Below are 15,703 nucleotides of genomic sequence, written 5' to 3'. Positions count from 1 at the left end.
AAAGGAAAATCATGAGTAAACCAGTAGTTTTAAGTGGCATTCAGCCAACCGGTGGTATGACAATAGGCAACTATGTTGGCGCTATTAACCAGTGGCTAAAGCTACAGGAAGACCACGAAAGTTTCTTTATGCTTGTTGATTTGCATGCCATTACCGTACGTCAAGAGCCAGAGCTTCTTCGCTCTCGTGTATTAGATGGTATAGCGTTATACGCAGCATGCGGCATAGACCCTGAAAAATCAGCCTTATTTGTACAGTCACAAGTACCAGAACACGCGCAGTTAGCTTGGGTGCTAAATTGTTACGCGCAAATGGGCGAGCTTAACCGCATGACCCAGTTTAAAGACAAGTCATCTAAGCATGCTAACAATGTAAACGTCGGTTTATTCTCGTATCCAGTTCTGCAAGCAGCAGATATTTTATTATACCAAGCAGACCAAGTGCCGGTAGGGGACGATCAAAAGCAGCACTTAGAGTTAACGCGAGATATAGCTACACGCTTTAATAATTTATACGGCGACGTATTTAAATTACCTGAGCCATATATTCCTGAATTTGGCGCACGCGTAATGAGCCTTCAAGATCCGCTTAAAAAAATGTCTAAGTCTGATGAAAACCCTAACGGCTACATCATGCTATTAGATGAGCCTAAAAAGATTGAGAAAAAGCTTAAAAAAGCAGTAACTGATTCAGACGAACAAGCACGTATTTACTTTGATCGTACGGAAAAGCCAGGCGTTTCTAATTTACTTACTTTGTTAAGCGTAGCGACTAAGCGCTCAATTGAAGACTTAGTGCCAGAGTACGAAGATAAAATGTATGGCCATTTGAAAAAAGACACAGCCGATGCTGTGGTCAATATGATTGAGCCAATTCAAACTCGTTTTAAAGAGATCAGAGAAGATCAAAACCTACTTGATAGCATCATGAAATCAGGTGCAGAAAAGGCCAGTGTACGTGCAGAAAAAACACTTAAATCGGTTTACGATGCACTCGGGTTTATTCCTCGTACATAAGTTTATTTAGTTTAAAGTAAAAATGCCGCTATATTTAGCGGCATTTTTGTCCCTTTTAATGAATACTTTTATAATCTATATTAAAGCAATGGCTTTAGGTAACGCCCTGTGTGCGAGCGCTCACATTTGGCCACTTCTTCAGGCGTGCCTGCAATGAGTATCTCACCGCCGCCAGCACCGCCTTCAGGGCCTAAATCAACCAGCCAGTCTGCGGTTTTAACCACATCTAAGTTATGCTCAATAACCACTATGGTATTGCCGTGATCGCGCAGGCGATGTAATACCACAAGTAGTTGTTCAATATCGGCAAAGTGAAGGCCGGTTGTTGGCTCATCTAATATGTATAGCGTTTTACCAGTATCGCGTTTAGAAAGCTCACGAGCCAGTTTTACACGCTGAGCTTCACCACCAGAGAGCGTGGTAGCAGCTTGCCCTAGACGAATATACGATAAACCAACATCCATGAGCGTTTTAAGCTTGCGGGCTATTGCGGGTATTTTATCAAAATAGTCGTGTGCGTCTTCAACGGTCATTTCGAGCACTTGATGAATGTTTTTACCTTTGTATTGTACTTCTAAGGTTTCTCGGTTGTATCGCGCGCCTTTACATACATCACACGGTACATATACATCAGGTAAAAAGTGCATTTCTACTTTAATTACACCATCACCTTGGCAGGCTTCACAGCGTCCACCTTTAACGTTAAAGCTAAAGCGACCTACTTTATAGCCGCGAGAGCGGGCTTCTTGTGTCCCTGCAAATAACTCACGAATACCGGTAAAAATACCTGTGTAGGTTGCGGGGTTTGAACGCGGTGTGCGGCCTATTGGACTTTGATCGATATCAATTACTTTATCAAAATGATCAAGGCCACTTATTGACTCATAAGGTGCGGGCTCTGCTGTGGTCGCGCCGTTCAGCTCAGTATGCGCAAGCTTAAAGAGTGTATCGTTGATAAGCGTTGATTTACCTGAGCCCGAGACTCCTGTAATACAGGTTAATAAGCCAAATGGAATTTTTAAGTCTACATTTTTGAGGTTGTTACCTGTGGCGCCAAATAGCTCAAGCCATTTATCGCCGGTTGGGTTACGCTCTTTTGGTACTTCTATTTTGCGTACGCCAGATAAAAACTGGCCCGTTACCGAGTCTTTGGTCGCTAAAATATCATCGCGCGTACCTTGGGCAATAATATGCCCGCCGTGTACACCCGCGCCTGGACCAATATCAATAATATGGTCTGCTGCGCGAATGGCATCTTCGTCGTGCTCAACTACAATCACGGTGTTGCCTAAATCGCGTAAATGCACCAATGTTTGCAATAAACGGTCGTTATCGCGTTGGTGTAAACCAATTGATGGCTCATCCAGTACATACATTACGCCTACAAGACCTGCACCTATTTGGCTGGCTAAACGAATACGTTGGGCTTCACCACCGGATAGGGTATCGGCACTGCGCTCAAGCGATAAGTAATTAAGGCCTACATTAATTAAAAACGATAAGCGGTCACGAATTTCTTTCAGGATTTTTTCTGCTATTTGGGCTTTTTGGCCTGTTAGCGACAACCCTTCAAAAAAGTCCATCGCTTCGCCAATACTCATGTTAGTAATAGCAGGTAGGTTTGTTTGACCTATAAATACGTGGCGTGCTTCTTGGCGTAAACGCGAGCCATGACAACTAGGGCACGCTTGGCTAGTCTGATATTTAGCGAGCTCTTCACGCACCGAGTTTGACTCAGTTTCACGGTAGCGACGGTTCATGTTGTTTAACACGCCTTCAAACTCGTGGTTACGAGTTATTAAATCGCCTCTGTCGTTACGGTAGTTAAAGGCTATTTTTGTTTTTCCTGAGCCTTCTAAAATGATTTTTTGTACATCTTTAGCTAGCTTTTCAAATGGTACATCTAAATCAAAGTTATAGTGCTCGGCTACAGCTTGCAGCATTTGAAAATAATAAAAGCTGCGTTTATCCCATCCTTTAATAGCGCCGCCTGCTAAGCTGAGCTCTGGGTTATGCACCACGCGGTTGGGATCAAAGTATTGGCGTACGCCTAAACCATCACAGCTTTGACACGCACCAGCAGGGTTATTAAACGAAAATAAACGCGGTTCTAATTCGGTCATTGCATAGCCACACGTAGGGCAGGCAAAGTTGGCTGAAAACAGCATTTCTTCAATGCTACTGTCATCCATATGAGCGACATTTGCTATACCGCCAGACATTTCAAGTGCGGTTTCGAACGACTCTGCTAAACGCTGTTGTTGGCCATCTTTTACTTTAAAGCGGTCAACTACCACTTCAATAGTATGCTTTTTGTGAAGCTCAAGCGCTGGTGGATCTGATAAGTCGCACACTTCACCATCAATACGAGCACGAATGTAGCCTTGGCTCGCAAGTTGCTCAAGTAATTTAACATGCTCACCTTTACGATCCTTAACCACTGGCGCTAAAAGCATTAGCTTAGTGCCCTCTGGCAGTGCTAAAACGGTATCAACCATTTGGCTGATTGTTTGTGCTGCAAGTGGTAAGTCGTGGGTTGGGCAGCGAGGCTCGCCCACGCGGGCAAACATTAAACGCAAGTAATCGTATATTTCGGTAATGGTACCTACTGTTGAGCGAGGATTGTGTGATGTTGATTTTTGCTCAATAGAAATGGCGGGAGAAAGACCCTCAATATGATCAACGTCTGGCTTTTCCATTAACGATAAAAATTGCCTTGCATAGGCAGAAAGTGACTCAACATAACGACGCTGTCCTTCTGCATATAAAGTATCAAATGCCAGTGATGACTTCCCCGAACCAGATAGGCCTGTGATAACAATTAATTTATCACGTGGGATGGTTAGGCTGATGTCTTTTAAATTGTGCGTGCGGGCGCCTCGGACTTCAATGTTTTCCATGCTATCTCGTTTATTACCAAAATTATTTGTCCAGTATCGCATAATACGAAACATTATTAATCAATGATCAGCGAAAAATCCTTTCTTATAGGCGATTAATTATTGCCAAGCTTGTGATAGAATCCCTGCCTAAATTTTTCATATCGTAAGATTACGCAGATAATGACCGCATCTTCACTTAATTCACGAGAAAAGCGCGCCGCTGTATCGCTGGCGAGTGTGTTTGCATTTAGAATGCTTGGCTTGTTTATGCTGATGCCTGTATTGGCTATTTATGGCCAATCGCTTGATGGTTTTTCGCCTATGTGGATAGGATTTGCTATTGGCGCGTATGGTTTAACCCAAGCAGTACTGCAAATACCTATGGGGCGTTTATCCGATAAAATAGGCCGTAAAAAGGTCATTGTGGGTGGATTGCTGGTCTTTGCACTTGGTTCTGTCATAGCCGCCCTTGCTGAATCTATTCAAATGGTCACCGTGGGCCGAGCCCTGCAAGGTATGGGGGCTATAGCCAGTGCATTGCTTGCTTTTGCCAGTGATTTGAGTCGCGACGAGCAACGTCCTAAAGTTATGGCAGTAATCGGTATGAGCATAGGCATGAGTTTTGCGTTTGCTATGTTACTAGGTCCTATTGTTGCTGCGTCGTGGGGCGTAGCGGGCGTATTTTGGTTAACAGCAATACTTGCCGTAGTCGGTATTAGCATTATTTTATTTTTAGTACCAAATGCAGTCAATAAAGCGCCAAAAGGCGATACATTGGCAAGTTTTAGCGACATTAAAAAACTTATTAAGCACCCACAGTTGTCGCGACTAAACGCAGGTGTATTACTATTACATTTAACACTGACTGCTATTTTTGTGGTACTGCCGAGCCAGCTAATAAAAGATGGCTTAGTGGCAAATCAGCACTGGTATTTGTATATTCCGGTATTGCTATTGGCGTTTATTTTAATGGTGCCAATGATGATTGTTGCTATTAAAAAAGAAAAAGAAAAACAAGCCTTTATTGGTTCAATAGCGCTGCTTTCACTTAGTATGTTAGCGATGTCTATTTGGGCCAATAGCGTCATTGGTATAGCCATGTGTATGCTACTTTATTTTGTTGCATTTAACTTTTTAGAAGCCACCATGCCTGCGCTTGTGTCGCGTATAGCTCCTGCTAGCCAAAAAGGTTCGGCGATGGGCGGGTATTCTTCTAGCCAGTTTTTAGGGGCTTTTTTAGGTGGTATTTTAGGGGGTTATGTTGCCCAAACAACAAGTACGCAAGCTGTGTTTGCGGCAGCGGCACTTGTTGGGTTAATATGGCTTATTATTGCGTGGAAAATGCAAGTCCCACCGAAAAGTAAAGTTATTAGTTTAATAACCAATTTAAGTTCTGAAGAGCAAGCTCAAGCACTTGCTTCTCAGCTAGTTGCTTTACCTGGCGTAATAGAAGCAACAGTAGTACGCGACGAAAGCCGCAGCTATTTAAAGATTAATGAGAAAGAATTTGACCTAGACCAAGCACGTAAAGTAGCTGGTTTAATCTAACGTTTATAGGAGAAGGTTCCATGGCACGCGGTGTGAACAAAGTAATTTTGGTTGGTAATTTAGGACAAGATCCTGAAGTTCGTTACATGCCTAATGGCAATGGTGTAGCAAACATTACCTTAGCAACGTCAGACAGCTATAAAGACAAAAACACTGGCCAAATGGTTGATAAAACTGAATGGCACCGTGTCGTGTTTTTTGGCAAGTTAGCAGAAATTGTAGGCGAGTACTGCCGTAAAGGTTCACAAATTTACGTAGAAGGTAAACTTCAAACACGTAAATGGACTGACCAACAAGGCCAAGAAAAATACACAACTGAAATTGTAGTTGATGGATTTACGGGTCAAATGCAAATGCTAGGTGCTCGTGGTGGTGATCAGCAAGGCGGTGGTTATCAAGGTGGCCAACAAGGTGGTTATCAAAATAATCAGCAAGGTGGTGGTTATGGTCAAAATAACCAAGGTCAACAAGGTGGTGGCTATGGGCAGCAACAGCAAGCTGCACCAGCACAGCGTCCAGCTGCAGCACCACAGCAAAATAACCAATATCAACAATCAAATAACAGCGGCTTTGCACCACAGCAAAATAGCGCGCCACAGCAGCAAGGTGGTTTTGCACCTAAGCCGCAAAATGCCCCACAAGGCGGTGCATCAAACCCTATGGAGCCTACAATAGATTTTGATGACGATATCCCGTTCTGATCAAAGACAAAAATGTTGAAATGTAATCTTAAAAGCCGCTTTTTAGCGGCTTTTTAGTTTTTACTTACAGACAACCACTGCCCAGAGAGCATTTTTTACGATTTAAAGCTAAATGCCAATCTCATACCTGTCCGCAATAAGCTTCATCATTTTGAGGGGCTAAAAGTGTCGCTATCAGTGTTTAAAAAATCTCATTTATAACTGCATGGAAGCAGAAGATGGAGCAATGCAGATGCAATTGCCGAGAGAAACTAATAGCGAATTTTTTCCTGGCTATCAACACGTTTTTCCATCCCCCAAATAGCTCACTTAATTAAGCGGATGGGTATAAATAGAGTTGACTCTGATGTTTTTATATGTGAAATTTCATATATCCGTTTTTTCATATGTATTTAGTTCACTACAGAGCTATAAGGTTAAAGGTTATGAGTAAATCTATTGAACACGAGCTGCCTAATTTATCGCTCTCACAAAGCGCTCCTCCTACGAATGAGAGTTTGACATTAACGTTTTCAACTCATAAGCCTAAAATTTTACTGTTATACGGCTCGCTGCGAGCCCGCTCATATAGCAAGTTGGTGATAGAAGAAAGTGCACGCTTGCTCACCCACTTTGGTGCTGAGGTTAAAATATTTAACCCTGAAGGTTTACCTATAACAGACAGTGAAGATGAAACGCATCCTAAGGTGCAAGAGCTGCGTGATTTGATGCTTTGGTCTGAAGGGCAAGTATGGTGTTCGCCTGAGCGCCATGGTGCGATGACAAGTGTCTTTAAAAATCAAATTGATTGGATCCCTTTAAACCTTGGAGGGGTAAGACCTACACAAGGTAAAACATTGGCTGTAATGCAGGTTTGTGGTGGTTCGCAGTCATTTAATGTGGTTAATCAGTTACGCGTACTAGGGCGCTGGATGCGCATGTTAACAATACCTAATCAGTCATCTGTGCCTAAAGCGTTTTTAGAATTTGAAGAGAGTGGCCGAATGAAGCCTTCCGCTTTTTACAATCGAATAGTGGATGTAATGGAAGAGCTCGTAAAATTTACCTTATTAATGCGCGACCAAAAAGAATACTTTGTTGATAGATACTCTGAGCGAGTAGAAACAGCAGAGCAGCTCAGTAAACGCGTAAATCAAAAAGATATTTAGGAGGTTAATGTGGGGTTATTTGAACGCTTTTTATCGGTATGGGTTGCGCTGGCAATCGCGGTAGGGGTTGTAGCCGGGTACGCTGTGCCCGAGCTATTTAGTGCGGTAGCCAGCTTAGAATATGCACATGTGAATATTGTTATCGCCGTACTTATTTGGTTTATGATTTACCCTATGATGGTGCAAATTGATTTCTCTTCTATTAAAGATGTAGGCAAAAAACCTAAAGGCTTAGTGCTGACAGTTGTTATTAACTGGCTTATAAAACCCTTTACAATGGCCTTGTTGGGTTGGTTATTTTTTAAGGGTATTTTTGCCGACTTTGTCGACCCACAAACAGCAACAGAATACATAGCGGGTATGATTTTATTAGGAGTAGCACCATGTACTGCGATGGTGTTTGTGTGGAGCCAATTAACAAAAGGCGATGCTAATTACACGTTAGTGCAGGTATCTATAAACGATATTATTATGATTTTTGCCTTTGCGCCCATTGCAGGCTTATTACTAGGGGTAACAGACATAACGGTACCGTGGGACACGTTATTACTTTCAGTGGTTTTGTATGTACTTATTCCACTCATAGCAGGCGCTATTACCCGCAAAAAGTTAGATAAAGGTGAAGATCACACACGGTTAAATCACTTTTTAAAGGTAATGAAACCGTATTCTATAATTGGCTTACTGGCAACGGTGACGCTTTTATTTGGTTTTCAGTCACACACATTAATAGATAATCCAGCAGCCATTGTATTGATTGCTATTCCGTTGCTTATACAAACCTACGGTATTTTTGCTATAGCTTATATAGCAGCAAAAAAAATGGGCCTAGCTCATAGTATTGCAGCGCCTGCTTGCATGATTGCAACCTCTAACTTTTTTGAACTAGCTGTTGCCGTGGCTATTTCATTATTTGGTTTACACTCTGGTGCTGCGCTTGCCACCGTAGTGGGCGTTCTTGTTGAAGTACCTGTTATGCTTAGCTTAGTTTATTTTGCTAATAAAACGCGTCATTGGTTTAATTAGGAGAGTGTCATGGTTGTTATTCATCATAACCCTGATTGTGGTACATCGCGCAATGTATTGCAGGTTATTAAAGCCGCTGGCTATAACCCAACGGTTATTGAATACCTTAAAGAGGGCTGGACAAAGCCTCAGCTGTTAGCGTTATTTGCCGCGGCAAACTTAACACCCAAAACCGCGCTGAGAGTGAGTAAATCGCCTGCTGAAGAACTAGGTTTGTTAAATGAAAATGTAACAGACGAAGCTATTTTAGAGGCTATGCTTGAGCATCCTATACTGGTTAATAGACCTATTGTGTGCACCGAAAAAGGGGTTAAACTGTGTCGCCCTAGTGAGCAAGTTTTAACGCTGTTAGCAAAATGGCCTAGAGGCGAGCTATACAAAGAAGACGGCGAAATGATATTAAACGCGCAGGGTGAGCGACCCTAAAAGGACTTACTGATTTGCTAAGCCCTCGTTTGTACGAGGGTTTTTTACATTGTAAAATTATACATACTTAAACTTGTGCCGTATGCTTGTGCTAATGACTATTTTGAACAACACTTTAAATAGTTGTGATGCCACAGAGAGCACTATGCATAAGGCCTTAATAAAAATAGCTAAGCAAAAAAAAATAATTTACTTAACGAGTTTTATACTGGTGGTTATTGTTTTTAATGTGCTTTTAAATAATACGCTTCATAAAAAGGTCGATGAAAACGGCTTGCAGTTAACAAAGCAACTTTTTGAGTTGCAAATTGATGCTGATAACGACAAAGAAATAATACAGGCATTGGTCGAAAGTCAGGGATTTATGTTGAGTGCCCATTCTAATGCTGGGCATTTTAAATATTTAGTTGATATTGAGCATGATGTTTATAGCTATAAAACCTATAGCATTAGTTTATACCACTGGCCTGTATGGGTGATGCAGGCTCACTTATTTTTAACACTGAACCTTATTGTAGTGGGAGCCGCTAGTTGGTGGGTGCGATGGTGGAAAGTATTAGAAAAAAAATCAGCCTTAGCGGTGCCACTATTATCGAATAAGGTTATGGCTGCTCAAAAGCTCTCTACGCAAATAGCGACTCTTAACTGTGAAGTAAAATCTATGTACGGTGCTACTGCAACAAGACATAGTTTGTTTGCGATTGTAAAATGTGATTGTGCTTTTGATGAAAATACAGACGCTCAAGCAAGTTTTCAGGTTATTGTAGCGAAATACTTTAAAGACCTTCCTTCAGTAACGGTTAACTTATTTGATGCCAACCACATTGCTGTTACGTTAAATTATATTCCCGTTGCAAAATTGGATACTTACAGCGAAAAACTGCATGAATGTATTTTTCAAACTTGTAAGCGTTACCGAAGTACAGTCACACGTAAAAATATAAAGATTGGTTTATGTGATTATCGATATGCAGCTGAGCAGCCGGTTATATTCAAACTCGCTAAGTCCGCTTTGATGCTCTCGGAAAAAAGCTTAATTCAGCACTGGAATAGGCTCACATTAAACGAAAGCCCAGAGAATTTAATCTCGACTAAGCAGGTTATCGATAACATCAAAAAAAATAAATTTATTCTCTTTTTTCAGCCGCTGTTTATGATTACCAGTGGCGATATTGTGCAACACGAGGTATTAATTAGAGTTAGGCAGCAACCGCATGGCTTATTAGCTGCACGCTATTTTATTAATCAAAACTTTGATAATCACCAAGCGTTTGAACTAGATAAAACGGTATTACTTCAAGTTAAAAAGTTAATTTTAGCAGAGCCAAGCGCCTTAACGGTAAGTGTTAATTTACATATAAGTAATTGGCTTAACGAGCGGTTTTGGGATTGGTTAGAGACCAACATGCAAGACTTTGCAACAAAACGTAAGTTACAATTTGAAATTAACGAAGCAGACTTTATTAAATACCAAACACAACTAACTTATGCTTTTGAAAAACTAACTGCCATACAAAGCTCGGTGGTGGTTGATAATGTACTGCATGTTGATCATATTGACCTAATGGCGTCGCAAACGTTAGTAAGCGGTATAAAACTAGGCTACACACTCGTTAATAACGTAGATGAAAAAGTACAACAGCAAAAGCACATTAAAAATATTGTCGCGCAAAGTAACTCATTTAACATACCTGTGTATGGGGTAGGCGTAGAAACCCAAAAAGAGCTACTAATGCTGGCTAAACTCGGTGTTATTGCCGCACAAGGCTTTTATTTTTCTGAGCCTTTACAGGAATACACACATGCTACGTTTTATTAGAAAGTTTTCAAATCAGGCCGCGATACTTTAACCCATCTAAGCCTTGTAAACCGCCTGTATGAATAGCCATTATATGGCTACCCGAGGCAAAGTAGTCTTGCTCAATAAGTTGCCATAGCGCATACATCATTTTACCACTGTATATAGGCTCAAGAGGTAAGTTGTATTGCTGCTGCATGGTTTGGCAAAACTGCCATAGCTCGCGTGTAAACTTACCATAACCTCCATCATGAAACTGTGTAAGCAGCTGCCAATTGGATTGCTGGGCTGCTTTTTTACTCAGTGCTGTAATTTCTTTATTCAAATACTCGGCTTGTTTTAATACGGCAACTCCTAATAGTTGGGTTGTCTCGAGGCTGCCTTCAATTAAGCCTGCGAGTGTTCCACCGCTTCCTGTGGGGCATACCAAGTAATCATGCTCAGGTAAACTTTTAGTAAGTTCAGCACATCCTGCTAAAGCATATGTATTACTCCCCCCTTCGGGGATGATATAGGCGTGCGGAAAACGAGCCTGTAACTGCGTTAGGTAATCTGGATCTTGCCGTTGTTTATACTCAATGCGAGTTACTGCATGTAAGTCCATTGAGCATTGCTTAGCAAATTGCAGGGTCGGATTGTTTATATCTAAATTGGGCCCTCTGATTATGGCATGAGTTTTTATATTAAATAATTTACCCGCCCCAGCGCAGGCATGAATATGATTAGAAAACGCGCCTCCAAAAGTGAGTAACTGTGTTTTATTGGTGGCTTGCATGTGCTGTAAATTATATTTTAGTTTACGCCATTTGTTACCACTAATAAGTGGATGGAGCAGGTCATCTCTTTTAATGCTTAAACGAATGTTTCTTTTTTTTAGACACTCGCTAACTATATGTTGTACTGGACTATCTTTTTCAATATTAAATAAATTAAGCATTATTTCTCGCGTTTAAACTTGCAAACTAACAATCTTGTACGACACTTTATTAATCTCTTATTAACAATAGTAGCTATATGAAAAAAAAGCTGTTTTCGTTGTTATCTTGGTTAAATCGCAGTTTAGACTCAAGCACGGCGATTGGTATTGCTACTTATGCGCATACAGTTAACGCGGTGTGTTTAAAAAAAAATCAAGGGCAGTGGTACGTACACAACTCACACACTGTAAAAGTAGAAGATCAAACGGATTATACCGCTGCGATAGCCACATGCACAAATGAAGTGTGCGCAGAAGTATGCGCAGTAAATTTAGTGGTTCCTCATTATTTTTATCAAATAGTGCAAATGGATAAACCCATGCTGAGTGATGAAGAAATCATTCAATCCTTACCATGGACAACAAAAGATTTGGTTAATATTCCTCCAGAGAACATTATTGCCGATTTTATTGATTACCCAATAATACAGCCTATGCAAAGCAGCAAAATGAATGTGTTTATTACCAATAAACTTCAGTTATTACCTTTCATTGATAGCTTTTCAAAAATAAAACCTGTGCTCAGAGCCATGACCTCGGAAGAAATGATTTTAGTGACCTTGTTTGGCAAAGATAAAAGTGCACATATGCTCATAGTACAGCATGCAGGGCATGAACCGCGGATACTCATTATTCGTGACGGCCAGCTTTTACTAGCAAGGCGTTTAAACGGGTTTTTAGGTATTTCAGACAAAGAGCGTACGCAAGGTCTAGTGGAAGCACTAGGGCTTGAGATCCAGCGATCAATGGACTTTTTTGAAAGCCAATTAAAGCAGCCGCCGATCAGAAGTATTCAGTTACATTGTGACGACTTATCGTCGTTAACCTTAAGAGCTGGTCTTGCAGAATTTTTACAAGTTAAAGTTGTTGATTTTAAACCTAATATTGATTTAGCACAGGAGCTCGAACCAAGCTTTTATTACGCTTTAGGCGCAGCATACCAATTAACTGATCCGGATTCAGTAATATGAAAACACGGATCAACTTTTATCAAAAAGCTATTCGGGTTAGGCGCGACCCAGTACCCTTTAAAGGAATGCTTTTACTGTGGCTCGCGACCCTCTTTGTGGTTGCACTAACGTGGTTGTTTTATTTATATGAAGAGCGCACTAGCCAGCAATTACTTACACAAAGCCAAGCTTATCTAAAGCATACGCAGCAGCAATTAAGTGTGGTAAAGCAGCAATTAGCTGATAAACAAAACAAATCGCACTTAATTGATGAGCTAAAAGTGTTGCAACAAGAAATTTTACATAAACAGCAGGTATTTGATTATTTAGAACACACATCCATGCACACTAAAACAGATTATGCCGATGTGATGCGGGATTTGGCTATGTATCACGAGCCGCAAATTTGGCTTGCACAAATAAAGCTTGATGGCCAAAAAATAATACTCAAGGGATATACCCAGCAGGCTAATTTTTTACCTACTTGGCTTACCAATCTCAAGCAATCAAGCTTTTTTAAGGGGAAAGAGTTTTCTGTATTAGCGCTGTCGAATCACGACGGTATTAGCGAATTCAAAGTTGCTACGCAGCTAAGTGTAAGTGAGGCAGAGTAATGAATGAGCAAAACGAAAAAACGGGTTGGCCAGTATTTGTTAAATACCAGGCACGATTTGCAACGTTACAGCAGCGAGAAAAGTATTCGGTACTCTTTGTAGGCTTGTTTCTTATTATTTACTTAGGTTTGTGGTTTGTGGTATTTCCGCAACAAGATGCGGTCAATAGTTTACGTGTTGAGCAAAACGCATTGTGGGAAAAGCTCAATCAAAATGATGCGCAACTGTCTATGCTTACACAAGCATTAGAGCATGACTATACAAAAGTGCTCAGAAACCAAGTAGGGCAAACTCAGCGCGAGTTAGAAGATATAAATAATAAGTTAAGCACATTTAGCCAAGGCTTTATTTCAGCAAAAAAAGTGCCTGCTGTATTAAAGGATTTATTAGTTAACAACCCGGATGTACAGGTCGTTGGCTTTACTGTTAATCCTGCTAAAGCAATTGATATAGAAAAATTTGGTGATAATGACACACAAACATTATTTTTTGAGCATCAAATGATAGTCACCCTGCAGGGGCGTTATTTTAGCCTGCAGGAATACTTAGAAGGGCTTAAAAAAAGTCAGCAAAAGTTACTGATACAGCAGTTTAATTATCAAGTGCAAACATACCCTAATGCAGAGCTTACATTACAAATAGCGACGGTCAGTGCCAATGAAAAATTTATCGCTTTATAGCCTATGTATGTGTTGTGTTTTCTCTGCAAGCTCAGCGCAAATACTTCGCGATCCTACTCAGCCTAGCAATGCGCCAATATTAAAAGGCGCTACAGTTAAGAGTAAAGCGCTTTCTTTAGAGTCAATTATTAAAAGTGAAAAGCAGTACACAGCAATAATTTCTGAGCAGCTATATAAGCCAGGCGATGTAATAGGTGAATTTCGGGTGCTAACAATCAATGCCAATTCAGTGCTGTTAGCAAATAGTAATAAGCAAATAAAATTAGAATTGTACGACTATGAAATTAAAAAATAATATAACAAAGCCATGGCTTGCGCTTATTTTAATACCGCCTTTTTTAACGGCGTGCCATAGTTTTAAGCCCGGAAAAGAGATTCAGCCACACATAGCACAAGAGCTTGCACCCATAAGTAACCAAGCTAAAAGTGTTGCCCCTGTAGAGGTGAGTAGCGCGCTTACGCAAAGCTTACTTTCGTCACTTAATAATGAGCAAAGTCTAACAAATGAGTTAGCGGTAAAGCGTTTTGATGTAGCCGCAAAAGAGGTAGAAATAAGCTCATTTTTTAATGGCTTAACGGCTGATACGCCATATAGCGTGGCAGTCCACCCGCAAGTGAGCGGTGTTATTTCTTTAAATTTAAAAAACGTATCATTTGAAGAAGTTATAGCGGTTATTAAACGGGTGTATCCGTTAGATATTGTCCAAGAAGGTCGTATTGTGCAGGTGTTACCTGCAATTATGCGTACCGAAACCATACCGGTTAATTATTTAATGATGCAGCGCCATGGACAATCAACGGTAAGTGTTGTTGCAGGTGGGGTAAGCCAGTTCTCACAAAACAACTCAAGTTCAAATTCAAACTCATACAGCAGCAATAATTCGAGCCAAAATAATCAGTTTGGCAGCGATAATCAAAATACTGAGTTAAATGGCTCTCGTATTCAAACAATTAATAAAAACGATTTTTGGAAAGAACTTGAACTGGCTCTTAAATCGCTTATTGGCTCTAACGATGGCCGTTATGTGGTTGCCAGCCCGCAGGCAAGCTTGGTTACGGTTAATGCCTTGCCAAGTGAAATAAACCAATTAAAAGACTTTTTGCGCCAAAGCCAAGAAAACCTTCAGCGACAAGTTATTCTTGAAGCTAAAATTGTCGAAATAACTCTAAAAGATGAATATCAACAAGGAGTTAACTGGGAGCGAATTTCTAGAGGGTTAGAAGGTGGGGTGTCGTTTGCAACAACAGCAGGCAGCATAGGTAATTCTATTTCAGCTACTTTAGGAGGGGTCTCCTCGTTAACGATTGAAAAAGGCGACTTTAGCGGCGTAATTAGCTTGCTTGAAACGCAAGGCGACCTGCAAATGCTTTCTAACCCACGTGTAACGGCTACAAACAATCAAAAAGCGGTGATTAAAGTAGGACAAGATGAGTACTTTGTTACTAATGTTTCGAGCACAACGGTAACGGGTACCTCAACGACTACGTCACCAGAAATAGACCTAACGCCGTTTTTTTCGGGCATTGCGCTCGATGTCACACCGCAAATTGATAAATATGGCTCAGTTATTTTACATGTTCACCCTTCGGTGACCGAAACAGAAGAGCAGCTAAAGGTAATTACATTAGATGATCAGCGTTTTGAATTGCCGCTTGCACAAAGCAATATTCGTGAATCTGATACGGTGATCCGCGCTCAAAGTGGTGAAATAGTCGTAATAGGTGGGTTAATGCAAACCACCACGGAAGATGAAGAGTCGAAAACACCGATTTTGGGCGATGTGCCAATATTAGGTAATCTATTTAAAAGTATTAGTAAGCGCCAAGAGAAAAAAGAGCTCGTTATTTTAATCAAGCCAACGGTGGTAATGCCCGACACGTGGAAAAAGCAACAGGCTCATAGCCGCGCGCTGTTAAATACATGGTATGAGAACTAAC

The 15,703-nt window shown here is 40.9% G+C and carries 14 protein-coding genes; 12 read left to right on the top strand and 2 right to left on the bottom strand.

Going from position 1 to position 15,703, the window contains the following annotated elements; genetic code table 11:
• The first annotated feature begins 11 nt into the window (after positions 1-11).
• Positions 12-1,016 carry a tryptophan--tRNA ligase gene (trpS, locus tag AABI99_RS00780; RefSeq protein ID WP_338362665.1) on the top strand — a complete coding sequence of 335 codons (1,005 nt, stop codon included), beginning with the start codon at positions 12-14 and terminating at the stop codon, positions 1,014-1,016.
• 80 nt (positions 1,017-1,096) lie between these two features.
• On the opposite strand, the gene uvrA is transcribed toward trpS, so the two are convergent.
• Complete coding sequence (gene uvrA / locus AABI99_RS00775) at positions 1,097-3,916, bottom strand: excinuclease ABC subunit UvrA (RefSeq protein WP_338362711.1); 2,820 nt, start codon at positions 3,914-3,916, stop codon at positions 1,097-1,099.
• A 162-nt stretch (positions 3,917-4,078) separates the two neighbouring features.
• Here uvrA and AABI99_RS00770 point away from each other — a divergent pair, with 162 nt between their 5' ends.
• The 6 genes from AABI99_RS00770 (at position 4,079) to AABI99_RS00745 (ending at position 10,566) form a co-directional block, all read left to right on the top strand.
• Entirely contained in the window at positions 4,079-5,446 is a 1,368-nt protein-coding gene (locus AABI99_RS00770) for an MFS transporter (RefSeq protein WP_338362664.1), read from the top strand.
• Positions 5,447-5,466: 20 nt separating this feature from the next.
• Positions 5,467-6,147 (top strand): single-stranded DNA-binding protein, encoded by a 681-nt coding sequence (ssb, locus tag AABI99_RS00765; RefSeq protein ID WP_338362663.1) that lies wholly within the window; start codon positions 5,467-5,469, stop codon positions 6,145-6,147.
• Between the two features lie 425 nt (positions 6,148-6,572).
• Positions 6,573-7,295, top strand: a complete 723-nt coding sequence (gene arsH, locus AABI99_RS00760; RefSeq protein ID WP_338362662.1) for an arsenical resistance protein ArsH — start codon at positions 6,573-6,575, stop codon at positions 7,293-7,295.
• Positions 7,296-7,304: 9 nt separating this feature from the next.
• Positions 7,305-8,321, top strand: a complete 1,017-nt coding sequence (gene arsB, locus AABI99_RS00755) for an ACR3 family arsenite efflux transporter (RefSeq protein ID WP_338362661.1) — start codon at positions 7,305-7,307, stop codon at positions 8,319-8,321.
• 9 nt (positions 8,322-8,330) lie between these two features.
• On the top strand, positions 8,331-8,747 hold the full coding sequence (arsC, locus tag AABI99_RS00750; protein WP_338362660.1) for an arsenate reductase (glutaredoxin): 417 nt from the start codon (positions 8,331-8,333) through the stop codon (positions 8,745-8,747).
• Positions 8,748-8,892: 145 nt separating this feature from the next.
• Positions 8,893-10,566 (top strand): EAL domain-containing protein, encoded by a 1,674-nt coding sequence (locus tag AABI99_RS00745; protein WP_338362659.1) that lies wholly within the window; start codon positions 8,893-8,895, stop codon positions 10,564-10,566.
• 7 nt (positions 10,567-10,573) lie between these two features.
• Here the strand turns inward: AABI99_RS00745 and AABI99_RS00740 are convergent, their stop codons facing one another.
• Complete coding sequence (locus tag AABI99_RS00740) at positions 10,574-11,482, bottom strand: pyridoxal-phosphate dependent enzyme (protein ID WP_338362658.1); 909 nt, start codon at positions 11,480-11,482, stop codon at positions 10,574-10,576.
• 77 nt (positions 11,483-11,559) lie between these two features.
• Between AABI99_RS00740 and AABI99_RS00735 the strand changes: the two genes are divergently transcribed.
• Genes AABI99_RS00735 through mshL form a run of 5 tightly spaced genes read left to right on the top strand, consistent with a single transcriptional unit; the run spans position 11,560 to position 15,702 of the window.
• Positions 11,560-12,492, top strand: a complete 933-nt coding sequence (locus AABI99_RS00735; protein ID WP_338362657.1) for an MSHA biogenesis protein MshI — start codon at positions 11,560-11,562, stop codon at positions 12,490-12,492.
• Positions 12,489-13,085, top strand: coding sequence for a PilN domain-containing protein (locus AABI99_RS00730; RefSeq protein ID WP_338362656.1), 597 nt, complete (start codon positions 12,489-12,491; stop codon positions 13,083-13,085). The genes AABI99_RS00735 and AABI99_RS00730 overlap by 4 nt, the downstream gene beginning before the upstream one ends.
• Positions 13,085-13,765 carry an agglutinin biogenesis protein MshJ gene (locus AABI99_RS00725; protein ID WP_338362655.1) on the top strand — a complete coding sequence of 227 codons (681 nt, stop codon included), beginning with the start codon at positions 13,085-13,087 and terminating at the stop codon, positions 13,763-13,765. The genes AABI99_RS00730 and AABI99_RS00725 overlap by 1 nt, the downstream gene beginning before the upstream one ends.
• Entirely contained in the window at positions 13,743-14,060 is a 318-nt protein-coding gene (locus AABI99_RS00720; protein WP_338362654.1) for an agglutinin biogenesis protein MshK, read from the top strand. Before AABI99_RS00725 ends, AABI99_RS00720 begins: the two co-directional genes overlap by 23 nt.
• Positions 14,044-15,702 carry a pilus (MSHA type) biogenesis protein MshL gene (mshL, locus tag AABI99_RS00715; protein WP_338362653.1) on the top strand — a complete coding sequence of 553 codons (1,659 nt, stop codon included), beginning with the start codon at positions 14,044-14,046 and terminating at the stop codon, positions 15,700-15,702. The genes AABI99_RS00720 and mshL overlap by 17 nt, the downstream gene beginning before the upstream one ends.
• The last annotated feature ends 1 nt before the right edge of the window (position 15,703 follow it).

This window comes from uncultured Pseudoalteromonas sp., assembly GCF_963922945.1.
GTDB lineage: Bacteria > Pseudomonadota > Gammaproteobacteria > Enterobacterales > Alteromonadaceae > Pseudoalteromonas.
This window is presented reverse-complemented; position numbering and strand designations above follow the sequence as displayed.

Coding starts and splice junctions, on each gene's coding strand:
- AABI99_RS00720 (WP_338362654.1), top strand. CDS start 13,743: ATGAAAAATTTATCGCTTTATAGCCTATGTATGTGTTGTGTTTTCTCT.
- uvrA (WP_338362711.1), bottom strand. CDS start 3,916: ATGGAAAACATTGAAGTCCGAGGCGCCCGCACGCACAATTTAAAAGAC.
- AABI99_RS00735 (WP_338362657.1), top strand. CDS start 11,560: ATGAAAAAAAAGCTGTTTTCGTTGTTATCTTGGTTAAATCGCAGTTTA.
- AABI99_RS00770 (WP_338362664.1), top strand. CDS start 4,079: ATGACCGCATCTTCACTTAATTCACGAGAAAAGCGCGCCGCTGTATCG.
- AABI99_RS00730 (WP_338362656.1), top strand. CDS start 12,489: ATGAAAACACGGATCAACTTTTATCAAAAAGCTATTCGGGTTAGGCGC.
- arsH (WP_338362662.1), top strand. CDS start 6,573: ATGAGTAAATCTATTGAACACGAGCTGCCTAATTTATCGCTCTCACAA.
- ssb (WP_338362663.1), top strand. CDS start 5,467: ATGGCACGCGGTGTGAACAAAGTAATTTTGGTTGGTAATTTAGGACAA.
- AABI99_RS00740 (WP_338362658.1), bottom strand. CDS start 11,482: ATGCTTAATTTATTTAATATTGAAAAAGATAGTCCAGTACAACATATA.
- mshL (WP_338362653.1), top strand. CDS start 14,044: ATGAAATTAAAAAATAATATAACAAAGCCATGGCTTGCGCTTATTTTA.
- AABI99_RS00725 (WP_338362655.1), top strand. CDS start 13,085: ATGAATGAGCAAAACGAAAAAACGGGTTGGCCAGTATTTGTTAAATAC.
- AABI99_RS00745 (WP_338362659.1), top strand. CDS start 8,893: ATGCATAAGGCCTTAATAAAAATAGCTAAGCAAAAAAAAATAATTTAC.
- arsC (WP_338362660.1), top strand. CDS start 8,331: ATGGTTGTTATTCATCATAACCCTGATTGTGGTACATCGCGCAATGTA.
- trpS (WP_338362665.1), top strand. CDS start 12: ATGAGTAAACCAGTAGTTTTAAGTGGCATTCAGCCAACCGGTGGTATG.